The following is a 22,645-nucleotide window of genomic DNA, read 5'->3' on the forward strand; positions in this document are numbered from 1 at the left end:
CGGCGTCCTGCTAGTTTTCGACAATGGCGGGAATCCTTTCGGTATCACCGGTTCTTCCCGCATTTCGTCAGGCCCAAGCCGACATTACCGACGCCCTTGTCACAGGTTTAGCCGAGGACGATAAAACGGCGGCGGTGATTCGCCGAATTCACGGTGCGACCGGTGTGGAACACCGGTCACTGGTGATGCCCATCGAGGACTATCGCAGTATTACCGATTTCACCCACGCCAATCAGCTCTTTCGACAGCACGCATTGCCACTCGTGGAAGCTGCCACCAGAAAAGCCCTGGATGACGCCGGTGTGGGCGCTCAGGAGATTGACTACCTCATGTTCACCACGGTCACCGGCATTGGGGCGCCGTCACTGGACGTCGAATTGGCGCAGGTGATGGGTTTTCGCTCGGACCTCAAAAGGCTTCCCAGTTTTGGGCTGGGTTGTGTGGCCGGCGCGGCCGGTATTGCCCGAGTGGCCGATTTCCTTGCCGGCCATCCCGACTCGCTTGCCCTGTTGGTCTCTGTTGAACTGTGTTCGCTGACCATCCAGTGGGATGATCGCTCGATGGCGAACATTGTGGGCACAGGGCTTTTCGGTGACGGTGCCGGCGCAGTGGTGATGGCCGGGGTGAATCGGGCCGAAGAACCCACAATGCGAGTCGTCGGTTCCCGCAGTGCCCTGTATCCAAACTCTCTGGATTCCATCGGGTGGACTATCGGTGCATCGGGGTTTCGTTTGATGTTGACCCCCGCGGTACCCGAACTTATTGACGGGCACCTCGCAGGTGATGTCGACACACTGCTGGCCGAGCACAATCTTGAGAGAGAAGACATCGACGCCTGGGTGGCCCACCCCGGCGGCCCCCGAGTATTAGAAGCTTTTTCTGATGCGTTAGATCTCGCCCCAGGTGATCTCGCCATCAGCTGGGACGTGATGGCCGAAATGGGAAACCTGTCCTCCAGTGCCGTGCTGCACGTCCTGGCCCGACACGGGGACTACCCCGCCGGTCACCGAGGCCTCATCTTTGCCCTAGGGCCAGGGGTGAGCGTTGAACTTGTGTTGGTGGAGTGGCTGTGATTGCCTACACACTGTTTGTTCTCGCCACAGGGTTTGAGCGCCTCTACGAGTTAGTGGTCTCCACAAAACATGCTCGCATCGCGTTTGAGCGAGGCGGCCAAGAATTTGGCCAACGCCATTTTCCCTGGATGGTCGCTCTACACACCTCACTGTTAGTCGGAGCAGTAGCTGAAGTGTGGTTACTCGATCGCCCCTTTATCCCGTGGCTCGGTATCCCGATGCTGGTCATTGCTATTGCCTTCCAGTTCGGGCGCTACTGGGTGATCTCGGCATTGGGTTGGCAGTGGAATACCCGAGTAATTGTGGTTCCTGGTGCACCGCGGGTGCGAAAGGGTCCCTACCGCTTTGACTGGCTTCGACACCCCAACTACTGGATTGTTGCAGTTGAAGGAATTGCCCTACCCCTGGTGCACAGTGCGTGGATTACGGCAGTGGCATTCACCGTATTGAATGCCATCTTGTTGTTGGGCTTTCGCATCCCCACAGAAAACCGGGCCTTGGAGCGTTTGACGTGAGTGGTGCGCGAGTACTCATTGTGGGCGGCGGACCAGTGGGTCTGGCCGCCGCAGTGTTTGCCCACCAGGCTGGCCTCACGCCCGTGATTGTGGAGGCGGGAGCTTCTGATGGCGATAAAGCGTGCGGTGAAGGGTTGATGCCCGGAGTTGCGCCGCTGTTGGCCGAGTTGGGTATTGACCCACCAGGACACGAACTGGTGGGGGTGTCTTACTCTCACGGCAACACCCACGTCGAACACCTGTTTCCCGATTCATCGGGGCGGGGTGTGCGACGAACTGCACTGGTTGACGCTCTTCGAACACGCGCCGACCAGTGCGGTGTGGAGCGCATTCGCGCTCGGGTCACCGGAGTGGACCAGGACCGACAGGGTGTCCGGCTCGTTTGTGCTGACGCAGCTGATCAACACGCAGATTATGTACTGGCCTGTGACGGGCTGCACTCCACAATCGCCGCCGAATTGGGTCTCGTGCGACCACCCGCAAAGAACTCTCGTCGCTATGGCCTTCGACAGCATTTTTACCGGGCACCATGGAGTTCCATGATTGAAGTCCACTACGCGGGTGACACCGAGTTATACATCACCCCGGTAGCCACCGACACGGTCGGTGTTGCCGTATTGGGTCCGAAAGGTCTGAGCCTCCAGGAGACCATCGCCCAGGTGCCCGCGGTGGCGAAGCGTCTGGCCGGAGCGACTCCTGCTTCCAGCCTTCGCGGTGCGGGGCCTTTTCCCCACCGGGTGAAAAAGGCGCGGGTGGGCCGAGTGTTACTCGTGGGGGATGCCGCCGGTTACGTCGATGCGATCACCGGTGAGGGCCTCCGGGTGGGCTTTGCCCAAGCCAAAGAAGCTGTGGCGAGCATTCGCTCGGGTTCCCCCGAGTCGTATCCCGGGCGTTGGCGGGCGGTGACCAGGGAGTTTCGAGTGCTGACGAGAGGTTTGGTGGTGTTGGCGTCGTCGCCACTTCGGGGACGTATCGTGCCCCTGGCCCACCGATTCCCGGGACTATTCGGTGCTGTTGTGAACAGGTTGGCGAGTTAGTGGTGCGCACATTGAGCGCGATTATTCGCTCCAGCCATCCTGGCCCCACACTGGCAGTCACCACTCTGTCGCTGCTACTCGCATTGGCCTTTAACCTGCCGGCGGGAAATGCTGCCTGGATTGTGATTGCGGTGTTGTTGAACCAGGTCGCTGTTGGGGTGTCAAACGATGTGGTGGATGTGGCACGCGACCGGCGGGCGGGACGAAAAGATAAACCGATTGCCGCCGGGGAAATCACTCTCGCCACCGCACGGTGGGCGGTGGTGATTGCGGGCACGTTGTCTTTGGGTCTCTCCGCGTGGGTGCATCCCATTGTGGGGCTGTGGCAGGCAGTGTTTTTAGCCTCCGGACTGGCCTATAACTTTGGCCTCAAAGCCACAGTGTTTTCCGCTCTCACCTACGCGACTGGGTTTGGCTCACTTCCCATCCTGGTGAGCATGGGTGCTGAACCCGCCGCCTGGCCACCTTTGTGGGTGGTGGTGGTCGGTGCCAGTTTGGGAGTCTCGGCCCACTTCGCAAACGTCTTACCCGACGGCGACACCGACCGCCTTGAGGGTGTCCGTGGCCTGCCACAGCGGCTGTCTCGCCCCGTTGCCGCTGCGGTCATTGTGGTGTTGACGGTGTTGTCGTCGGTAATGCTCATTACCGGTGGGGGCAGTGGCGCCCTCATCACCACAGTGTTAGCCGGGATTATCGCGTCATCTATTGCCATTTGGGCGGGTTTACTTGCGCTCTGGCCAGGCTCCACGATCTGGCCGTTTCGACTCTCGATGCTCGCCGCGCTAGTACTCGCCTTAGGGCTGGTCGGAGCAATTTCCGGCTAGGCCGTTTCTGCCGAATTCGTTTCTGCGGAGTTCGTTTCTGCTGAGTTCGGCAGGATTATTTTCGGCAGAACTATTTCTTTGACTCTGTGTCCCGTGTTTCTTGCGCGAGCTTCATGGCTTTGACGATCGCATCGCCGACAAGCCGTGCGCCGAGGGTGAGGATGAATACGCCAATTGCTCCGCCGACGACGGCAATTGCAATGGCAACTCCTCGCCCTTCGAAGGTCCTAATGATGGCGATGGCGGCAACGATGGCGGCTACCAGCCCGATGCCCACATAGAACATCACAGAAATGGCCAGGCTCCTGTTAGAGCGAGCCGATACTTCGTCGACCGTGTTGATTAGCGCTCGAGCTGATTCGCGGGAGCGTTCTTCTTCCGTCATTGGGGGAATTGACTCCTTCCCATTGCGTTTCGGCGGGGTATTACTTGCCCTTCTGGCCGAAGGCTTGGCTTAATTTGTGCATCGCACCAGAGAGTTCACTGGGGATGACCCACACCTTATTAGCGTCACCTTTGGCCAGTTCGGGAAGTTGTTCAAGGTAGCGGTAGGCGAGCATCGACTCGTCGAGTTCCGCGGCACGCACCGCATTGAATACTTCGGTGACCGCTTTGGCTTCACCTTCTGCCCGAAGAACGGCGGCTTGGGCGTCACCTTCAGCGTTCAAAATCGCGGCCTGTTTGGCGCCTTCTGCGGTGAGAATTTCGCTTTGCTTGGCACCCTCAGCGGTGAGAATCACCGCACGCTTTTCACGGTTTGCCCGCATCTGCATTTCCATCGCGACCTTGACAGTCTCCGGTGGCTCAATGGATTTGATTTCGACCCGGTTGACTCGAACCCCCCATTTGCCGGTGGCCTCATCGAGGACACCGCGCAAGGCGGCGTTGATGGTTTCTCTGGAGGTCAGCGCCTGCTCCAAATCGATTCCACCGACCACGTTTCGAAGCGTGGTGATGGTGATCTGTTCGATCCCCATCACGAAGTCTTCGATTTCGTAGAGGGCCGATTTGGCGTTAGTCACTTGGTAGTAAACCACCGTGTCGATTTGCACCACGAGGTTGTCTGAGGTGATCACGGGCTGTGGGGGGAAGGACACGACCTGTTCACGAAGGTCAATAAGTGGCCGAAGCCGGTCGACAAACGGAATCAGAAGGTTTAGCCCTGCCTCCAGGGTGCGGTTGTAGCGGCCAAGCCTCTCGACAACTCCCGCGTTTGCTTGGGGGATGATGCGGATGGCGCGGACAAAGAAGGCCACGACGGCCACGATGAGAATGAGAGGAATGATGAGGTCCACGTTGATTACCTCCAGAAGGTCAATCATTGGTTGATTTCGAACGCACAACGGCGATGGCGCCGTCGATGGTGACTACGGTGACCGATTGGCCCGCAGGGATTCGGCCCGACTCACTCCTGGCCGACCAGACTTCGCCCTTTAGTTTCACCTGACCCGATTCGGCAGTAGTCACTGACAGGGTTTTGGCGTCAACACCGAGCAGTGCTTCGGTGTTGGTTGCCGTTTTGGGTGAGCGCTTCGCCATTTCCCGAAGCGCTATTGGGCGAAGGATGAACACCGTAATGATGGCGGAAATGGCGAAGGCCACACCTTGGGCGAGGAAACCACCACCACCCCAGGCGGTGAGCATCGCCGCTGTCGCGGAGATCGCGAGTGACGCGAAAAGCAGATCAGCGGTGACCACTTCGAGCACGAACAGTGCACCGGCAGCTAACAACCACAACCACACGGCCATCGCACTCACCCCCAAGGCGTCTCTGTCGCCAGTGTACGACCGTCATCTGACGCCCGGCCGGGAAATAGTGCCCTGAGGCGCTCAGTTTCCAGTCCACACTGGGTGCCGAGTCCGTACTGGCACCGACCTACTGGGTAGGTAGTGGAATTTCCCGGGTGGCGAGGCGGCGCTCAGTACGAACCGCCTCCACGCGGGAGCCGATCACGACCGCCGCACCAATGACGACAAGGTTTTTCACGATGTATTGACCCTCAAGGGTGAGTCCCCAAGGGAACACCTCCCAGCACACTGAGGGCAAGAGAACCAGCGGCAGAAAGGTGCCCACCATTTGCGGCGCGAGGAGAAAAATGGCCACCCGTGTCAGTGGGGGAATGAGGAAGAACACCCCAATGAGAACCTCCCAGTAGCCAATCACCGGAACGATGATTTCTGGAGTCCACCAATACACGGTGGCAGCCAGCAAGTCTTCGGCGGGGCTTAAGCCCACCACTTTGAGGCCACCAAACCAAATAAACACCACACCAATGCCGACCCGGAGGAACGGAACCCCGATGGCGTTCATGAAACGAATGATCAGGGCATCGAGTTGGTAGATACGATCGCGAAGGTTCATCAGAGCTCGAGCGTAAGCCAGCGCACTGGGAGAAGGCTTGAGTCGGTGGGCCGGGCAGACCGCGTCAGTGGTTGACACGGGCAGAAGGGGTTCTGCTGAGAATGCCGGAGCTAAATGGTGTTGGTGGGCCGAAGTGGTAAACCGGCTGCCTCGTAACAGGCATCCATCAGTTCAGACTGGATGAGGGCATCGTGCGAGTCCGAATAAATCTCCGCGCCATCAGCCACATGCGCAGCAAAGGCATCCAACTGGTAGGTGTAGCTGGTCTGATCGCCGTAGCGCTCCGTCGTGCTGTTGCCAGCTGTGACCACGGTGATTCGGTTATCGAGTGAGGGGAGGACAAAATTGTGGGCCAAGGCTTCACCGGTTGTGCCCCGAAGGTGCATGGTGAACGTCATTTCGGGTAGGACAAAACTGGAGCGAAAGTGGGCGCTCGCCCCCGAGGGGTAGACCACATCACCGAAGAGTTCGCTATCGACCCGCGGGTCGTCATCTCGTAGGACAGCTTTGGCGTCAGTGACGGTGGGTTCACCGCCCATCGCCACCCCCACACTGCGAATACCGTGTAATGCGTAACAGCCCACATCCATCAGCGCACCCCCGGCGAGGTCAAAATCCCAGCGTGGGTCGAGCAGGTTATCTAGCGGAAAACCCATCACCACTTCGACGTGTTCAATCTCGCCAATCTCACCACTGCCCGCAATGTCCACCATCCGCTTCATCACCGGGTGGTAGCGGTAGTGAAATGCCTCCATGAACCGCACCCCAGAAGCCTGGTGCGCTTTCGCTACAGCACGCGCTTCGGTGGCATTACTGGCAGAAGGTTTCTCACTGAGCACGTGTTTTCCTGCCTGCAGTGCCCGAATATTCCACGGCCCGTGCAGGCCATTGGGTAGCGGGTTGTAAACTACGTCCACATCTGGGTCGTCAATTACGTCCTGATAACTCTCGTGAACCCTCGCCACGCGATGTTCGGCGGCAAACGCTTCAGCGCGGCGTTGATCCCTCGCCGCGATGGCCACCAGCTCGTGTCCGAGCAGTCCAGCGGGAATGACCAGAGCGTCGGGAGTGATTCGAGCGGCGCCAAGAATTCCAATTCGCAAGGGTGTCATCCCTCGACCCTAAACCCCACGCTGTCGCCTAGACCACGGTGCTAATCTGGGAGCGCTTTAGGGCCTGTGGCGCAGTTGGTAGCGCGCTTCGTTCGCAATGAAGAGGTCAGGGGTTCGATTCCCCTCAGGTCCACGTTGTGAAGAGTCGCGCCTTAGGTGACAGATGAGTCGCGCCTTGGGTGACGTTTTTATTCTGTGGGCCAGCGTCCTGGTGGTCTGAGTTGGTTTCGCCAGTAGCTTTTGTTTTCGTCGATTTGGTGTTGGCTCAGTAGCTCGCCGGTTTGTTCGTTGGTGATGGTGACGCTGGTTTTGTCGACGAGTATGAGCACTGGGGTGTGGCGGTGTGTGCGGCCGACGCCGAGGTGGTGCATTTTGCCTGCCCGTCGGAGGGATACTTTTCCGTCTTTGTCGACGTGGTCGTGTCTGATTCGCCAGGCGTGGGTGATGGGTGGTTGGTCTGGTGTGGCTTTGATTCCTGATTCGTAGGCTTCGTGTGGTGTTTTGCCGCCGAGGGATCGGTGAGGTCGGGTGTGGTTGTAGTGGTGGCGCAACTGGTCGAGTTGCTGTTGAAGCTCTTGGAGGGTTTCTGGTCGTGGTTTGGCGCGCAGCCATTGTTTAAGGGTTTGGTGGAATCGTTCGATTTTGCCTTGGGTTTGGGGGTGGTTTTTGCGTCCGTTCTTTTGTCGTATTCCGTGCTTGGCGAGGAGGTATTCGAAGGCGTTTTTCCCGCCTGTGCTGCGCGAGGTGAATATTTGACCGTTGTCGGTGAGTGTTGAGTAAGGCGGTCCGAACGTGGAGATGAGTTTTGTGAAGTCATCGACCACGCGTTGGCCTGTGACGCTGTGGTGACAGGTGCTTGATAGGAGGAATCGGGAATGGTCATCGAGCCATCCGAGGATTTCGACGCGGGTGCCGTTTTGGAGATACCAGTGGACGACGTCGGATTGCCATGTTTCGTTAGGTTGAGCGGCTTCGAACCGGAGGGTTGCGCTCTTGGGTTTTTTCTGGGGTTGGGCGACGATGAGGCCGGCTTGGTGGAGGATGCGGCGGATTGTGGAGGTGGATGGTGCCGGCAGGCCCTCGCGTTGTAGATACCACTGGAGGCTGATTGGGCCGGCATCCAGGCCCATTTTGGTGAGTGATGTGCGCAGTTCAATTATTTTTTCGCGCAGTGGTTCGGGTGTCTTGTGGGGTTGGGATTTCGCAATCGGAGGGCGGGGTTCGACCGGGTCGATACCGCCTGTGTTGTAACGCTCAAGAAGCCGATAAATGTGGGTGCGGCTGTAGCCGTGAACGGCGGCTGCCTCGGTGACAGACAGCCCCTGGTGGACGATGGACAAGATGACAACTTTGGCTTTCGACATGGCGCCAGAGTGTCACCAATGGCGCGACTCATCAGTGTCACTGGGGCCCCGACTCATGTGTCACCTAAGCGGTGAACCCGGACACCCTCAGGTCCACGTTCCGCGCAAGCGGCGTGAATAGTTCTAGCCAACCGTTTTGTCCTCTATGAGTGTGGTCTCACCACTACAGAATTGCGAGACCGGTCTCCCGCGCGGACAGTGCCCACAGTTTGGCGATCTGTGATTGTGCGAAGGGTCGCAGGAACGGCCGAATGATGGGGTCACCCGTGTTGACCTTTCGTGGCGCATAGAACTGACCGCTTTGAGCGTCGGGGTCTACTGCGGCCCGCAGTTGAGGCAGTGCTCCGTCAGCGGCGGTCATGCCTCTTGTGGCGGCTAAGCGTTTGAAGAACTCCCCGGATGCTCCCGCGCCGCCTTCGGCGGCGGTGCGCACTTGGAGGTCGGTGTGGGCGAGGCCGGGGTGGGCCAACATGCTCATGATTGACATACCTGCCGCTTGGGCTTTTTTGTGAAGGCCTAGAGCGAAGTAGTAGTTGGCAAGTTTTGAGTGCCCATAGGCGCCCCACGGCGAATACTTGCCCCGCAGGTGGGGGTTTGTGTGGTTGATGCCGCTGGCAAAGTGGTGGGCGGTACTTGTGGTGGTAACGACTCGTGCACCTGGTGTCTGGGTCAACAGCGGCATCAACTGGGCGGTCAGCGCCCAGTGCCCGAGGTGGTTTACTCCAAACTGTGATTCGAACCCATCTTCGGTGGTCGATTCAGGTAGCGCCATGATTCCGGCGTTGTTCATCAGAATGTTCAGCGCGCTATGGGTGGAGGTCACGGTGTGGGCTGCGGTAGCGATTGAGGCGAGTGAGGCGAGGTCGAGGGGAAGTACTTCGATGGAGGCATCCGGATGCTGGGAGGTGATGGTGTCCCGCGCCTGCGCGCCTTTGTCGGGGTCACGTGAGCCCAAGATGACGTGTGCTCCTTTGGCGGAGAGTGCGAGTGCGCTGTGGTAGCCCAGTCCGCCGTTTCCCCCTGTGATGAGTGCCACAGTGTTGTGAAGCGGGGGGATGGATTCGGTGGTGAATGTCATTGAGGGGCCCTTTGGGTGAGGTCGTCTTACATCACGGTGATGACCAGACAACAGGTTGATGCGTTTCAACGTATCAACGGATAGGGAGGGTGTCAACAGCCCCCGCCTACGGGGCCGCTTACGCCTTCAAGACCTTCTTCATGAAAGGCAGGAGCTTGGCGGAAGCATCCGCCCACTGGGCGGTGTAAAAGTTCTCCCGAGACTTACTTTCCACGCTGACCAACCCCGCTGACTTCAGCACCTTGAGGTGGTGTGACACGGAGGGTCTCGACAGGTCCATATTCCGAGTGATTTCCGTGACGTTCAAAGGGCCCTCGGTGGCGAGCAGAATGAGGATGTCCTGTCGCTGATGGTCGCCCAGCGCCAAAAAGATCTCGGAGCAATCGCGGGCTATTGCCCGCACCTCGTCCATGTTCCCCATAGGCACAGGCTAGCAATCGACGATGTCCTAGTGAACGCCACCACTATTGAGTGGCGTCATAAATAAAGGGCATGCCGAGTGAGAGCAGTGTGTGATCTGCGGTTTCGAAGTTCAATTTGTGGGCTGCTGCTTGCCCGACCAGCATTCGATCAAATGGGTCGTGCCGGGCCAGTCCCCCAAATCGACTCATCTCTTGAGCACTGGCCGAATCAAGGGTGAGCTCAACAAATCCGGCCAGCTGGAGGTGCGGAACAAGGTCGCCCATATCGGGCAGCGTGCCCCGCTGTGATTTAATGGCAATTTCTACAATCGACACTGCAGAGAAAAACACGGGTCGCTCAGAGTTCACAACCCCAATCAGACGCTGGCTGACCTTTCGTGCCCCGTTTAGCGACCACAACAGAACATGGGTGTCGAGCAACACTCCGGGTTGTGGCGTCACAGGTTTTCGCCCCGCAGCTTCCACACGTCTTCCATGTCACGATCTGAGCGTTCCCAGGCGTCAAGAGAAATGTACGGAACTATGTCTTTCAGACTGCCGAACCTGTCCGGGTGAGCCGGCTCTGCGTAGGAGACAATTTTCGCCACGGGCGTGCCTGCCCGCGCGATAATCACCTCTTCGCCGTTCTCGACAGAGGCAATGAGACTTGACAGTCTCGATTTCGCGTCATGCATGTTTACCATTTGCGTCATGCACCACAGCGTACATTAGCTAACCTAGCTAATACTAGGCGAATGTTGGCTTTCCGCTGTGGTGTGGCACTGCATTCGTGTGCGTCTATGGGGCAGTGATCAGTCATGGGCCCGAGGGTAGCGGCCCAGCACCGATTGGGCTTTGTGTATTCCACAGCCCCACACCAACGCTCTGGCACCCCAAGTAGTGAGCGATAATCGTGTCTATGGAATCGCTCGAGGCGAAGACCCTCTGGGTTCGACTCGACGACGGTGATTTTTTCGATGTGGTGGTCACTGGCTGGCCGGAGGGTGTGGAGGGCAATCAAGCCCCTTCGGTCTGTGGTGATTACTGGCCACCGTTTGGCGGTGAAGTGGTCGACGCTCCTGGAGGGGAATCCTCCAGGGGTTTCTCGGTGGACCTTGACTCCGTGTCGTCCCTGTTGCGCTTCGAATCTGATTTTGGTCTCTATGTGGCAGAAAAACTTGATGGGTATGTGGCCATCCACTCGGCGTTGATGGTGTTGGGCGATCACGTGGTCATCGTGCCGGGGAGGTCCCACGCTGGAAAATCCTCCCTCACTCACGCGGCACTGGGTGCCGGGCACCGGATCTTGAGTGACGAATACACCCTGGTCGATGTGAATTCTGGTCGGGTGCGAGGTTGGCCTCGACCGATTAGACGCCGAGAGCCAGATGGCAGCATTACCAGGGTCCCCATAGAGCGTGATGATGCTCTGTATGCCCCGACCCATGTGGTTGACGTCCGCTATAGCTCGGACGCCGAAGAGGTGTTGGCCCTGAACCCTTTAGAGCCAGGGGATGTGGCCTTCAGTCTGTTAGAAAACACCCTGTGTGCGCAGTCGAGACCAGAAGAGTCCTTGCGCGCCATTGCGGCCGTGTCGCGTCAGGTCAAAGGTTTACAGGGCACACGCGGTGAAGCGGTAGAAGCCCTCGCTGCCCTCCAGGAGCTCCTGGGCCAGTCTTAGGCGCCACGAAATAGTTAGCACTGGGTATTTGCACTGGGTATTAGGTCTGGGTCAGGGACACATCACGGAGTGGACTGAAGTCGCCCCTAGCGTTGCCGTGACACGCGGCCCGTGCTCTGCATAGATGTGCAATAGAAATCCGCGCAAATGTCTAATCGAAACCTGTGTAAATGTATAATAGAAAGGCGCGCAGATGTATAATAGGGCGAAGGGCGGTGAGAGTATGGCGCAGGGGTACCAGCGACGCATCGTCGATGACACACTCGATCAGTTACTGGCCGGCCTACCCGCCATCGCCATCGAGGGAGCCAAAGCCGTGGGAAAAACGGCCACAGCAAGCCGTCGAGCACACACGACCCTCTCCCTCGACGACCCCCAAACTTTTGACGTGATTAGTGCTAACCCCAATGCAATTGCCGAATTGACGCCTCCGGTTTTCCTCGACGAATGGCAATTGGTTCCCGACCTGTGGAATCGGGTGCGCCACCTTGTCGACGAAGACCCCCGGGCACGCGGACGTTTTCTCCTGGCCGGTTCCTCAGGAGTGCAACCCACTGTGCGCATCCACAGTGGTGCGGGGCGCATTGTGCGCCTGGTCATGCGCCCACTGTCGCTGGCTGAGCGCGGACTGGAAACCCCAACCGTGTCCCTCCGAGCACTTTTTGACAGCCCACACACCAACGACGAGGTGCACGCCATCGACGGGGAGACACACCTTTCGCTCGGAGACTACGTCGACGAAATCCTCCGCTCCGGCTTCCCCGGAATACGCGAACTCGATGACCAGGTGCGTACTCGAGCAATCGACAGCTACCTGGAGCGCGTCGTGGAGGGTGACCTCGAACAGATGGGGGTCAGTATTCGACGGCCTGGTGCACTCATGGCGTGGCTACGTGCCTACGCGGCCGCCACATCTGGAACAGCGGACTACGCCAAAATTCTTAATGCGGCCACACCGGGTGAAGGAAACAAGCCCACCAGGCACACAGTGGATTCCTACCGTGAACACCTCACCAGGGTGTTCCTCCTGGATCCGCTTCCCGCTTGGCAGCCAAGCTTCGCCCCGCTAAAGCGCCTCACCCTCGCCAGCAAGCACCACCTGGTCGACCCGGCCCTCGCTGCCCGTTTAGTGGGAGTAGCCCGAGGTGGGCTGCTGGTCGGGCAGGGCGAGCGGGTAGCAAGCGATACGGGGTCGTGGTTAGGTGCGCTTTTTGAATGCTTGGCGACCCAGTCGGTTCGGGTCTACGCCGAGGCGCACGGCGCCCAGACGGGACACCTGCGCACCAGCGGTGGCGAGCGAGAAATTGACCTGATTGTCGAAGACGACCAGCGTCGCATTGTGGGGATTGAAGTGAAACTGGCCGACACGGTGAACGATGGTGACGTCCGCCACCTGCAGTGGTTAAAAGATCAACTGGGTGAACGGATGGTCGACATGGTGGTGGTGAACACCGGTCGCTTCGCGTATCGCCGCCCGGATGGCGTGGCGGTGGTGCCCCTGGCCCTACTGGGTCCGTAAGACTCTCACTACGACGCCCGGCCCTGGGCAATACGCACCAATTGCGAGCCGAAGGCTCGCGGCAGGCTCTGGTGTTGTCCCACCGCTGTGGCAGGGGGGAAGAACACTAAGCGTTTCGCCACCCACCGGGGCAGTGCCTCTATTGGGTGGTCGTAGGCGAGTTCTGCGAGGAACCTTTGCCACAGCAGGCCTGGATGCCGGGTGGCCTCCCGACAGGTCGGATCGCCCCCGCAGCGCTCCCACACCTTCCGCACCATCGGTAGTGGCTTGGGCAGGAGAGTGAGAAGTTCGGTGATTTCGTCATCAACAATGCCGGGAAAAAGCTCCCGGTGCAGGGTCAGCACGCCTGCGGTCAGTCGGCCAAGGGCTGGACTGAGTGGCGGCAGGCGTGACTGCAGGGCAAGCGGGATTAACCGGTGAATATCGACCATGGCGCGCAGTTGGGAAAAGCGGTCATAGTAGGCGTGGAAGCACGCCATGGCCAGTGCGTCCCCCGCTGCCGCGGTGGGAACCCCCACCCCACCGACATCCAAGGTTATGGAGCGCTGGAATAGTTCGCGCGGTGTGGCAAAAAGGTGCCGTGGGGGGCTAATGCGCCAGTGCACATCCACGCCTACCGGTCGGCCGGTGTAGGCCACTTCACGATCAATCGTGGTGATGAACTTCCAACTGCCCCGGTGGCCCACAGGGGGCAGTTGCTGGGCGGGCCGGTATCCCCGATCTTTCAGTACCCAATCAACCCGGGGGATATCTTCTGGCTCCACCAGCACGTCCACATCACCCGCACCCCTGGAGGACACCCCACCCTGGAGGGCCCCCAACGCCGCGCCCTTATAGACCAGGTGGTCGATGTGGGCATCGGTAAGTGCACCGGAGAGTGACGCAGTCTGGGAGATGAGCAGGGAGGCAGCGACGAGGTGGGCCGCCACATCCTTTTCGAGAACCTCTGCCTGCTTCGGGGTAATGCCTAAAGTTTTTTTTGGCTCGAAGTATGACCAGCGAAATGCGGTGGTTAATGGCTTGTTCGACGATCTGTTCGGTGGTCGTCCAGAGAGTCTCATCCGCCGCCAACGCGGCACCTGTCTCGTGGGCCAAAGCGACTCGCAGTCGTGGGAGCAGCTCATCGCGTGAGAAAGTCAGAGGCTTCTCCTCGCATTTTTCACCGCACTTTCAGGCCATCTCCGAGCCTAAAGGAACCAACGGGAGAACCAAATTTTTCCGTGAACCCAGAGTGTAGGGGGACCGACGATTGTCGGCGCTCGGTTAAGCTGACCTTTCCTTTCATAGCTCCAGGAGTGATTGTGACTGAAGTCGTCGTTGTTGATTCACCTGATTCCGCGAGTGCGCTTGCCGCCGAACTGATCTTGTCGAAAGTGCGCACTAAACCAGCTCTTCGATTGGGGGTCGCCACCGGGGCAACCCCGGTGTCCCTGTACCGTCAGATGGCTGTGCTGGCGAAGCAGTTTGGAATTGATCTCGGTGAGCTTCAGGCGTACGCGCTTGACGAATATGTCGGGCTGGAACCGGGAAGCCCTCAAAGCTTCCGCCACTTCTTGGAGGAACACTTCATCGAAGTGCTCGGCTTGGATCCGAACTGTCTTGTTGTCCCTTCCGGGGATGTTGCGACGATCGCCACCGCAGGTGACCATTTTGAAAAAGCAATCCTGGATACCGGCGGCATTGATTGCCAAATCCTTGGCATCGGATCGAACGGGCACATTGGATTCAACGAGCCAGGTTCTTCTCTCGGGTCTCGGACGAGAGTAAAAACCCTGACGGAAAACACTCGGCGAGACAATGGGGCGTATTTCAGTCAGCCGGAGGATGTTCCTGTTCACTGCATTAGCCAAGGAATCGGGACTATTCTCGAAGCACGTTCTTTAGTAATGCTTGCCTTCGGCGACAAAAAGGCAGAGGCTGTGGCCTCAGCCGTAGAAGGGCCGATATCCGCCTCGTGTCCTGCTTCCGCTATTCAGTTACACCCTCACGCCACCGTGATCCTTGACGAGGGTGCAGCAAGTCGACTCGAACAGCTGCGGTATTACAAATTCGTGTGGGAGAACAAGCCGGATTGGCAAAGTTGGCGGTTGTCGTAGCGCCCTCCGGTTGTCAACATTCACTCAGAGTACTCGTGAGGTAACAGAGTTAAGAGCTCACCACGGGGGGCTGGCCGGTTTCTTCTTTCTGTTCTCCAAAAAAGTCGTGTTGGCTGGATTTACGTTCCGCGGGATCAGAGTGTCGAACAGTGTCGGCTGTATCAAAATCTGCGGAATGGGTTCCGTCAGGAGTGGCGATGTTTGTGAGGACCTCGTAACGGTCAAAGCGATAGCGCGAGCGAACATAGTGAATGGGTCGGCTCAGCGCGTCGCTAAACACGTCGACGATTTCCAGCGCCGGCGAGTTGATTGGGAGGTCAAGCAGTTCACACTCGCGGTTCATTGCGACTACCGCGCGGACAGATCGCTGGGTGGATCGTGGAACAACGCCATGCTCGGATAGGGCGCGGTGAAGCGATCCCTCGAGGTCCTGGTTTTGAAGCAGAGCGCCTAGGTGTTGGGGAAATAGTCCGATTTCATGGCACATTGGCTCCCCGTCGGCATACCGTAAGCGCTCGACGAGGAAAGCCATTTCTCCCGGTCGAAGCCCTAGTCGAGTCACTGTGTCGAGATCAGGAGTGACCACCTCCGCGCGAATAACCGTTGAGGAGGGGGTAAATCCGCGACGCATCATGTCTTGGGTGAAGGACGTCAGGGAGGGCCCCATTGAAACGGTCGGCCGGCTCACAAAAGTTCCGCTACCCGCCGATCTGCGCACCCAGCCATCGTCGGCCAGGACTCCGAGTGCGTGACGCACTGTCATCACACTGACACCGAACTCTTCAGCGAGCTGGCGTTCAGCGGGCAGGCGAGAACCCATAGGAAGGCTCTGACATCTAGAGCGCATTTCCTCGGATATTTGCTGGTACTTCGTGTCCCGTTTCACTCTTCTCCCGCCAGGCTAACCAGGTTTCCACTGGCAAAACGATTTCTCATTGTGACGATAACATTTTAAATTTTGGTACCGCTAGGTCTATGCAGATATCCGTATCTGTGGCTATAGTGCTCTAGAGCACAATTGTGTGAGTCGGGGCGTTCGGAAATTGATCCGAACGACCAGGCGATCAATAGAGGAAAGGAAAAGCAATGCATTCCAAGAGAATGTCAGCATTGTCGCTGGCAGCGTTGAGTGCTTTGACACTGAGCGCTTGCGCCACAGGAGGCGGATCGGACGCTGGGGGTCAAGCTGGTGACTCGGGAGAGTCTTCAGCATCGTCATCTGAGTTAGTCATGTGGCACATGGAGAGTGTGCCGCACCGGGTCGAGGCATGGGAAGCGTTGGCGGACGAATACAACGCCACAGATCCGGCTATTCCCGTTTCCGTCCAGGTTCAGGAATGGGATTCGGTCTACCAAGGCGTCGCTGCCGCAGCACAGTCCGGTGCGCAGCCAGACATCTTGTTTGCAATCCCCGATTTCGCGACCTACGTGCGCAACCTGGGTCTCGGGCAGCCCGTGACGGAAACGGTCAATGAGATTGATTCACAGTACGGACTAATTCCGGCTGCAACGGCTTCCTACACCGACGACGGCGACGTTTGGGCCGTTCCAATGTACGGGATGGTTCAGTTGCTTTGGTACAACAAGCCCATGCTTGAAGAAGCAGGACTAGAGGCGCCCGAAACATGGAGTGAACTCCTGGCCGCGGCCGAGGCGTTGACCACCGATGACCGGGCCGGAATCGCTGTACCTGCTGGCCGTAACCTTGCGTCCGACCAGGTCGCTTACAGCTTCATGCTGACTGGTGGTGCTGGCAACTGGTTCGGTGACGACGGGACGGTTGCATTTGACCGAGCCGAGGTAACCGAGAGCATCGATTTCTACAACCAGCTCTTGCAGTTCTCGCCAGAAGATTCAGCCAACTATGCATGGGGCGAGCCCCAAGCTGCGCTGAACAGCGGTTCTGCGGCCATGGCCGTGGAGAAAGGTCAGTACCTTGCTCCTTGGACGGCCGAATCTGGTTTGCAGCCGGAAGACCTCGGTTGCGCACCGATTCCCGTGAAAGATGACGGTGGTTCCGCGGGAAGCATCTACTACTCCAATGGGGCAATGGTCCTCGCGGAGGATGCCGATCGTCAGGCCGCATCTGCTGACTTCTTGAAGTGGCTGATGGAGCCGGATGTCTATGGTCGTTTCCTTGACGCTGAGCCGGGCTTGTTCCTGCCCGTCACTTCCGACAGTTCTCAGACGGAAGCGTGGCGATCGGGCGAAATCATCAACACGTACTCCGAGTGTGTCGATGTGATGCTCGAACAGGCCGACAGTGGTGGCCTCTTCGGATTCGTTGATGGCCAATACATCGACCGAATCGGTGATATTTCGGGTCAGAACATTCTCGCCCAAACCATTCAGAGAGTGTACGTAAATGGTGAAACACCGGCTGAGGCAGTTGCATGGGCTCAGTCGGCAATGGAAGAGGCAATCGGTTAAACCGATGGCTAATCCCGAACAGGTGAAGGTGCCCCGCGTGCGCAAGGCGCGCGCGGGGCGCCCCAGCCCCGCGAATTTTCGTAGGCGTAACCCCGGCGAATTGACCCTGGGTTACAGTCTGGTTGCCCCAATCTTGATCGTGATGGCATTAGTGATTGCTGTTCCGATTGTGGATGCCGTGTGGACAAGCTTCCAAAACCAAAGAGTGATCGGTAGCGAAGCGGACTTCGTCGGCTTCGCCACCTACATCAAGATTCTTCAAGATGCGAGCTTCTGGGACGCGCTCGGACGCTCGGGAATCTGGCTCCTTTTGAACCTTATTATCCAAACTATCCTCGCCTTTTCCACGGCGTTGTTGTTACAGCGTCCAGGGCTGTGGTCTCGGTTAGCCCAAGTGTGGGTGATGCTTCCGTGGGTTATTCCCACCGTGGCAGTGACCATCGTGTGGCAGTGGATGCTCAATAGTAACTATGGAGTCATTTACCGCGCCCTAGAGGATCTCGGACTCTCGTTGGGTTCGCCTTTTAGCGATCCAGGCGTCGTATTGTTCACCATTATTTTGGTGAACAGTTGGCACTGGTTCCCGCTCTCAGCCGTGGTGATCTACGGGGCCTTGACCACAGTGCCCCACGAAGTAATGGAGGCGGCCAAGATCGATGGCGCCAACAGTTGGCAGACATTTATCTCGGTGGTCCTTCCGATTATGCACCCCATTCTTTTCGCTTTAGGACTAGTCGGCTCCCTCTGGTCCTTCAACGTCTTGGATTCCATTTATCTCATTACTGAAGGTGGTCCGGCTGAGGCGACGACGACGATGCCTGTGTACGTCTACAACACAGCATTTGGAGCGTTCCGTTCGAGTGAGGCGGCGGCAGCAAGTGTCCTGACGGTACTGATTCTCGTGATTGCAGCGCTGGCGTTTGTGCGCTTCGCGAGGCCAAAGGAGGACTGATGAAAACTTCTCCCTCACGGACATGGGCATCATCGCTTCCGCGATGGTTCGCTATGGCAGGCCTGACGATTGTCGTTCTAGGGCCGCTGTACTGGGTCACCATGTCGGCATTCAAAAATCGCGAAGAGATTATCCGGCGCGAGCCCACCCTTTTTCCTGAAACTCCAACGCTCGACAACTTTCGGCGCCTATTCACCGCAACTGACTATCCGACCTACCTTGCCAACAGTGCGAGCGTCGCGGTAGCCACAATGGTTGTCACAATCATTGTGTCGATGGCCGCCGCCTACGCCTTGTACCGTCTGAGGGTTCCCGGTAGTGGGCGTTTGGCGGGAATCATTTTGTTGTCCTACATGATTCCCGGCACACTACTAATTGTCCCCCTATATGGAACACTTTTCCGCCTAGGTCTCATCGACACTCACCTTGGTTTGGTCCTGGTGAATGTCGCATTCACCGCTCCCTTTTGCACCTGGTTGCTTAGAGGGTTCCTGCTCTCCATTCCTGACGACCTCGATGCGGCGGCAGCGTTGGATGGTGCCGGTCCGATTCGCACGATGACACAAGTGGTCTTCCCTCTGCTCGCGCCCGGAGTGGCAACCGTTGCGGTCTTCTCTTTCGTGTACGCCTGGAAAGAGTTTGTCTTCGCCTCCCAGTTCGTGCTCTCAGACTCTTTGGACACGCTACCCATCGGGCTGAAGGCGATCATCGGCCAGTACACGGTCGACTGGGGGTTAGTCATGGCCGGTGCTGTGTTCACCCTCCTGCCCACAGTTCTCCTCTTTGCTGTAGTGGGCCGGTTCTTTGTGGGCGGCTTGATGAGTGGGGCAAATAAATGATGCTCGGTAATCGAAACTTCAGTGGTGAATACTTCGCAGAAATCGGCCGTCTACTCGACACCGTCATCAGCAGCGAATCTCACGCTGTAAATGAGGCCAGCGCGTCGGTTGCGAAGTGTTTTGCGAACCACGGACTGCTGTTCATTTTCGGAAGTGGGCACTCTCACATGTTTGCTGAAGAGGCCTTCTTCCGGGCAGGTGGCGCGACGAGAATTTGCCCGATTTTTAAACCTCCCTTCATGCTCCATGAAGGGGCATTGAAGTCGACCACGTTGGAGCGAGAGGCAGGCCACGCGGAGGAGATTCTGTCCGGCTACACAATCGATCCTCAAAAAGATGTCTTATTGGTGGTGTCGAACTCCGGCAAGAATGCTGTCCCGGTGGAAGTCGCGCAAACTGCTCAGCAAAGAGGAATTCACACCCTGGCCATCACGTCTCGCCAATACAGTGCACAGGCGGAGGATGGCGTTGTCACTTTGGCCGATGTGGCAGACATCGTGATTGATAATCACTGTCCCGCCGGGGATGCCCTGATGCATATTGCTGAGGGTGTGCCCGCAATTGGGCCGGGTTCGACGGTGGTGGGACTGACGATTTTGAATGCGGTTTTGGTGCAAGCCATGGGCCTGGTCAGCGAATCGGGGATCGCACCAGACATCTTCCGAAGTGCCGGGATGGACGGAGCAATTGAACACAACCAGAAGCTAGTGAAACAGATTGAACAACGAGTGCCGCATTTGTGAGCAGTTTCAAGCCATTAGTGACGTTGAGGAAACGGGGGAATGAAGTGACGGGCGTAGCCGACGGTGTTGAGCTTGGTGTAACTGGGCCTCTCCCGTCCCAGCACGCCAAGTACGCCCCCTCCTTCTTGGCAACAAAGCAGCTCGGACGGTGACGCGGTATGGAGGTGAGAGAAATTAACGGACAGTTCGTGCTCGGTCTAGATATCGGAACCACCACGCTGAAAGGTTTGCTGTGGGAGCCTCGTGAAGGGACGATTGCCCGTGTTGTGAGCCGAGAGCATCGCTCACTCGTCAATGGTGACGCGCATGAGCAGGATCCAGCCGGGTGGGAAATTGCTCTCCATTCCCTCCTGTCGGACCTGTTTGAACTTGTCGACCCAGCGTCGATCACAGCTATCGGCCTCTCAGGCCAGATGCACACACTGCTATTGGTCGATGAGCAAGGCACACCGGTGCGGCCAGCGATTACCTGGGCAGACCGCCGGGCATCGAGCCAGGCTGAAGTTTTGGCTCGGGAGCCGCTCTTCCAGGCCAGGGGACTCAATCAGGTAGTCGAGGCGTTTACCGCACCAAGGCTTGCCTGGCTAGTTGACAACGAACCATCAACGGTTCAGCGTGCCGCAACCTGGCTGGGTGCTAAGGACTATCTGAGGTACCTGCTTACTGGTGACGTCGCCACGGATCCGTCAGATGCTATGGGCACCCTGTTGTGGGACCCGTCCACCAGAAAATGGGACGATGACCTCTTTGCATTATGTGGAGCGACTTCGACGCTTGGGCCGCCGATCGACGACTCTGTGGCGGAGCGCGGTGGTGTATCGCGGCAGGCAGCTGAGAAAACCGGCCTCATCGAGGGAACGCCGGTGTTTTGTGGTGCGGGAGATGTCTCTGCAGCCGTTGTCGGTGCCGGGGTAACCGATAGTCAGACGGTCTGCCTCAACGCGGGAACCGCCGCTCAAGCAATGCGATTGACTCAGGTCCAACGCCATCCGAATGGTTTTCTTTTCCACCCGGCAGTGGGAGAAGGGATGCTCGCGATGTCCTCCTCCTACGCCGCTGGTGCAAGTGCGGCGTGGGCCCAAAATACTTTTGGCTTCTCGCCGACTATTTGGGACATTGCGGAGGGCGGGACAAGTTCGTCTGCGGGGTTGACCTACCTTCCGTACATGATGGGGTCTGCCGCGCCGTCAAAGAACGACGCGGTGCGAGCGGGTTTCTTGGGCCAAAACCCAAGCCACTCCGCCGAAAATTTTGCTGCCGCCGTCCTAGAGGGCGTCGCATTTTCGTGCGCGGACAGTGTTGATCAGGTGTCTGCTCTCGGTGCTCAACCGGAGAACCTCATCCTCGTCGGGGGAGTGAGCAGGTCGCGTCGTTGGCGTGATTTGCTGGCGAACACACTCGATATTTCCGTCTACCACCTGCCCGAGGGTGGCTCAGCGCTCGGGGCTGCTGTGTTGGCTGCCGTGGGCTCCGAGGCCCTCGACGTCGGGGACGTGTCGGGCAGGGTCCTCCAATCCGCCAATCGGGTGACGCCAACATCTGAAGAAGGCAGGGACAGGCAAGCGCGCCGACGCTTCCAACACTTCTCGTCTCTTCTAATTAATGGGTCCTGATCCGGTGTCGCCACCATTTGATGTTCCAACAAAAACCATCAACAGAGAAGGAGAAGACGGTGAAACTGTCAAATGAAATATGGCCGAACAACCCCTACGGAGAAATGGGCGTCACAGGCGTTCCCATCAACAGTTGGGGTGATAAGCCAATCGAGTGGTGTGTCGACCGCTCGAAGGAATACGGATATAGCGCAGTAGATTTCTTCTTTACCCGATTTCTGGAGTTTGACGAGAAGGAGTACGTCAGGCTTTCCCGGGAGCTCAAAGGCTACGTCGCCGACAAGGAGATGGAGATCGCCTCGGTAGGAGCCCACTTCCTGACGTTGACCCCTCAACATTGGCGTCGGCGGGAGCAGATCGAGGCCATGAAGAAGGCGATTGATTTCAGCGCTGACATTGGTGCTCGCACCGTTGTGGCCTATATCGCTGGTTACTACCTGCCTCAGACCTACATGTTGATGTCTCGCAAAGAAGCGATGCAAATCATGGTCGATATGGTCAAGGAGTGTGCCGAGTATGCGGGCGAGCGAGGGTTGACCTTTAGCATCGAGCCCCACCAGGAGACCTTTATTAACCTTCCTGCGGTGACGCTGGAAGTTATTGAGCGTGTCGGCCTAGACAACGTCCGAGTCACCGTTGATTTTGGTGGCATGGAGCTTGGAATCCGACCCCATATGGAAATTGAGGAAGCGTTCCGCCAATTCGCGCCCTATCTCGACCACGTGCACGCGAAGGACATTACGGGCGTGATCGGTAATTGGAACATGTGTTGGTTCGGCGGTGGCCTGGTGAACTTCGCGAGGTACGCCGAAGCGCTTCGAGCCATTGATTATGACGGGTACGTCTGTGTTGAGTGGGAAGGGTGGTTCAAAGGAGGACCGGGAGGTGTTGGTGACATGGACATGCCTGGATTGGCAGACATGGACCGTGCCTCGCTGGAAGCCTACGAATTCCTCGCCCCCCATTTCGAGGATTAAGGCTCGGACCCGACGGGCTCCCTAAACGG

General features: G+C 58.0%; 26 protein-coding genes and 1 tRNA gene. 15 read left to right on the plus strand and 12 right to left on the minus strand.

Going from position 1 to position 22,645, the window contains the following annotated elements; all coding sequences use genetic code 11:
• Positions 1-23 precede the first annotated feature (23 nt).
• The 4 genes from C3B54_RS02245 to C3B54_RS02260 are packed head-to-tail and all read left to right on the plus strand — an operon-like array spanning position 24 to position 3,449.
• Positions 24-1,073, plus strand: a complete 1,050-nt coding sequence (locus C3B54_RS02245) for a type III polyketide synthase (protein WP_104913056.1) — start codon at positions 24-26, stop codon at positions 1,071-1,073.
• Positions 1,064-1,588, plus strand: coding sequence for an isoprenylcysteine carboxyl methyltransferase family protein (locus C3B54_RS02250; protein ID WP_104913057.1), 525 nt, complete (start codon positions 1,064-1,066; stop codon positions 1,586-1,588). The genes C3B54_RS02245 and C3B54_RS02250 overlap by 10 nt, the downstream gene beginning before the upstream one ends.
• A complete protein-coding gene (locus tag C3B54_RS02255; protein WP_104913058.1) occupies positions 1,585-2,625 on the plus strand; it encodes an NAD(P)/FAD-dependent oxidoreductase in 1,041 nt (346 codons plus the stop codon). The genes C3B54_RS02250 and C3B54_RS02255 overlap by 4 nt, the downstream gene beginning before the upstream one ends.
• The gene (locus C3B54_RS02260) at positions 2,625-3,449 is read left to right on the plus strand and encodes a UbiA family prenyltransferase (protein WP_158665469.1); all 825 of its coding nucleotides are present in this window, start codon (positions 2,625-2,627) and stop codon (positions 3,447-3,449) included. The genes C3B54_RS02255 and C3B54_RS02260 overlap by 1 nt, the downstream gene beginning before the upstream one ends.
• 70 nt (positions 3,450-3,519) lie before the next feature.
• Here the strand turns inward: C3B54_RS02260 and C3B54_RS02265 are convergent, their stop codons facing one another.
• The 5 genes from C3B54_RS02265 to C3B54_RS02285 all read right to left on the minus strand — a co-directional run bounded on the left by C3B54_RS02265 (position 3,520) and on the right by C3B54_RS02285 (position 6,923).
• On the minus strand, positions 3,520-3,834 hold the full coding sequence (locus C3B54_RS02265; protein WP_104913059.1) for a hypothetical protein: 315 nt from the start codon (positions 3,832-3,834) through the stop codon (positions 3,520-3,522).
• A 40-nt stretch (positions 3,835-3,874) separates the two neighbouring features.
• Positions 3,875-4,771 carry an SPFH domain-containing protein gene (locus C3B54_RS02270; RefSeq protein ID WP_211286308.1) on the minus strand — a complete coding sequence of 299 codons (897 nt, stop codon included), beginning with the start codon at positions 4,769-4,771 and terminating at the stop codon, positions 3,875-3,877.
• On the minus strand, positions 4,764-5,198 hold the full coding sequence (locus C3B54_RS02275) for an NfeD family protein (protein ID WP_158665470.1): 435 nt from the start codon (positions 5,196-5,198) through the stop codon (positions 4,764-4,766). The genes C3B54_RS02270 and C3B54_RS02275 overlap by 8 nt, the downstream gene beginning before the upstream one ends.
• A 127-nt stretch (positions 5,199-5,325) precedes the next feature.
• Positions 5,326-5,811, minus strand: coding sequence for a hypothetical protein (locus tag C3B54_RS02280; RefSeq protein ID WP_104914212.1), 486 nt, complete (start codon positions 5,809-5,811; stop codon positions 5,326-5,328).
• Positions 5,812-5,921: 110 nt separating this feature from the next.
• Positions 5,922-6,923 carry a Gfo/Idh/MocA family protein gene (locus tag C3B54_RS02285; RefSeq protein WP_104913061.1) on the minus strand — a complete coding sequence of 334 codons (1,002 nt, stop codon included), beginning with the start codon at positions 6,921-6,923 and terminating at the stop codon, positions 5,922-5,924.
• A 60-nt stretch (positions 6,924-6,983) separates the two neighbouring features.
• On the opposite strand from C3B54_RS02285, the gene C3B54_RS02290 reads away from it, so the two are divergent.
• Positions 6,984-7,056, plus strand: a tRNA-Ala gene (locus tag C3B54_RS02290).
• A gap of 55 nt (positions 7,057-7,111) precedes the next feature.
• On the opposite strand, the gene C3B54_RS02295 is transcribed toward C3B54_RS02290, so the two are convergent.
• The 5 genes from C3B54_RS02295 to C3B54_RS02315 all read right to left on the minus strand — a co-directional run bounded on the left by C3B54_RS02295 (position 7,112) and on the right by C3B54_RS02315 (position 10,479).
• The gene (locus tag C3B54_RS02295) at positions 7,112-8,287 is read right to left on the minus strand and encodes an IS481 family transposase (protein ID WP_104913062.1); all 1,176 of its coding nucleotides are present in this window, start codon (positions 8,285-8,287) and stop codon (positions 7,112-7,114) included.
• Positions 8,288-8,450: 163 nt separating this feature from the next.
• Complete coding sequence (locus C3B54_RS02300; RefSeq protein ID WP_104913063.1) at positions 8,451-9,365, minus strand: SDR family NAD(P)-dependent oxidoreductase; 915 nt, start codon at positions 9,363-9,365, stop codon at positions 8,451-8,453.
• A 118-nt stretch (positions 9,366-9,483) separates the two neighbouring features.
• Positions 9,484-9,786, minus strand: coding sequence for an ArsR/SmtB family transcription factor (locus C3B54_RS02305; RefSeq protein ID WP_211286313.1), 303 nt, complete (start codon positions 9,784-9,786; stop codon positions 9,484-9,486).
• A gap of 43 nt (positions 9,787-9,829) precedes the next feature.
• Positions 9,830-10,228: a type II toxin-antitoxin system VapC family toxin gene (locus C3B54_RS02310; protein WP_104913065.1), complete on the minus strand. Its 399-nt coding sequence runs from the start codon at positions 10,226-10,228 to the stop codon at positions 9,830-9,832.
• A complete protein-coding gene (locus tag C3B54_RS02315; RefSeq protein WP_104913066.1) occupies positions 10,225-10,479 on the minus strand; it encodes a type II toxin-antitoxin system Phd/YefM family antitoxin in 255 nt (84 codons plus the stop codon). The genes C3B54_RS02310 and C3B54_RS02315 overlap by 4 nt, the downstream gene beginning before the upstream one ends.
• A gap of 200 nt (positions 10,480-10,679) precedes the next feature.
• Between C3B54_RS02315 and C3B54_RS02320 the strand changes: the two genes are divergently transcribed.
• Both C3B54_RS02320 and C3B54_RS02325 read left to right on the plus strand, forming a co-directional pair.
• A complete protein-coding gene (locus tag C3B54_RS02320; protein ID WP_158665471.1) occupies positions 10,680-11,447 on the plus strand; it encodes a hypothetical protein in 768 nt (255 codons plus the stop codon).
• Positions 11,448-11,640: 193 nt separating this feature from the next.
• Positions 11,641-12,966: an ATP-binding protein gene (locus C3B54_RS02325; RefSeq protein WP_245867976.1), complete on the plus strand. Its 1,326-nt coding sequence runs from the start codon at positions 11,641-11,643 to the stop codon at positions 12,964-12,966.
• 8 nt (positions 12,967-12,974) lie between these two features.
• Here C3B54_RS02325 and C3B54_RS02330 read toward each other — a convergent pair whose 3' ends face one another.
• Complete coding sequence (locus tag C3B54_RS02330; RefSeq protein WP_281256247.1) at positions 12,975-13,931, minus strand: nucleotidyltransferase family protein; 957 nt, start codon at positions 13,929-13,931, stop codon at positions 12,975-12,977.
• On the opposite strand from C3B54_RS02330, the gene C3B54_RS08740 reads away from it, so the two are divergent.
• Together C3B54_RS08740 and C3B54_RS02335 are read left to right on the plus strand one after the other, a co-directional pair.
• On the plus strand, positions 13,930-14,097 hold the full coding sequence (locus C3B54_RS08740) for a hypothetical protein (protein ID WP_158665473.1): 168 nt from the start codon (positions 13,930-13,932) through the stop codon (positions 14,095-14,097). The genes C3B54_RS02330 and C3B54_RS08740 overlap by 2 nt on opposite strands.
• A gap of 170 nt (positions 14,098-14,267) precedes the next feature.
• Entirely contained in the window at positions 14,268-15,062 is a 795-nt protein-coding gene (locus tag C3B54_RS02335) for a glucosamine-6-phosphate deaminase (protein WP_104913070.1), read from the plus strand.
• Between the two features lie 49 nt (positions 15,063-15,111).
• On the opposite strand, the gene C3B54_RS02340 is transcribed toward C3B54_RS02335, so the two are convergent.
• Complete coding sequence (locus C3B54_RS02340) at positions 15,112-15,948, minus strand: GntR family transcriptional regulator (protein WP_158665474.1); 837 nt, start codon at positions 15,946-15,948, stop codon at positions 15,112-15,114.
• A gap of 353 nt (positions 15,949-16,301) precedes the next feature.
• On the opposite strand from C3B54_RS02340, the gene C3B54_RS02345 reads away from it, so the two are divergent.
• The 6 genes from C3B54_RS02345 to C3B54_RS02370 all read left to right on the plus strand — a co-directional run bounded on the left by C3B54_RS02345 (position 16,302) and on the right by C3B54_RS02370 (position 22,616).
• A complete protein-coding gene (locus C3B54_RS02345) occupies positions 16,302-17,492 on the plus strand; it encodes an ABC transporter substrate-binding protein (RefSeq protein ID WP_158665475.1) in 1,191 nt (396 codons plus the stop codon).
• Positions 17,493-17,529: 37 nt separating this feature from the next.
• Positions 17,530-18,444 (plus strand): carbohydrate ABC transporter permease, encoded by a 915-nt coding sequence (locus tag C3B54_RS02350; protein ID WP_158665476.1) that lies wholly within the window; start codon positions 17,530-17,532, stop codon positions 18,442-18,444.
• Positions 18,444-19,283 carry a carbohydrate ABC transporter permease gene (locus C3B54_RS02355; RefSeq protein WP_211286315.1) on the plus strand — a complete coding sequence of 280 codons (840 nt, stop codon included), beginning with the start codon at positions 18,444-18,446 and terminating at the stop codon, positions 19,281-19,283. Before C3B54_RS02350 ends, C3B54_RS02355 begins: the two co-directional genes overlap by 1 nt.
• Positions 19,280-20,026, plus strand: coding sequence for a sugar isomerase domain-containing protein (locus C3B54_RS02360; RefSeq protein ID WP_104913075.1), 747 nt, complete (start codon positions 19,280-19,282; stop codon positions 20,024-20,026). The genes C3B54_RS02355 and C3B54_RS02360 overlap by 4 nt, the downstream gene beginning before the upstream one ends.
• A 164-nt stretch (positions 20,027-20,190) precedes the next feature.
• Positions 20,191-21,639 carry an FGGY family carbohydrate kinase gene (locus C3B54_RS02365; RefSeq protein WP_158665477.1) on the plus strand — a complete coding sequence of 483 codons (1,449 nt, stop codon included), beginning with the start codon at positions 20,191-20,193 and terminating at the stop codon, positions 21,637-21,639.
• Between the two features lie 59 nt (positions 21,640-21,698).
• On the plus strand, positions 21,699-22,616 hold the full coding sequence (locus C3B54_RS02370; RefSeq protein ID WP_158665478.1) for a sugar phosphate isomerase/epimerase family protein: 918 nt from the start codon (positions 21,699-21,701) through the stop codon (positions 22,614-22,616).
• Positions 22,617-22,645: the final 29 nt, after the last annotated feature.

The organism is Pontimonas salivibrio (genome assembly GCF_002950575.1).
GTDB lineage: Bacteria > Actinomycetota > Actinomycetes > Actinomycetales > Microbacteriaceae > Pontimonas > Pontimonas salivibrio.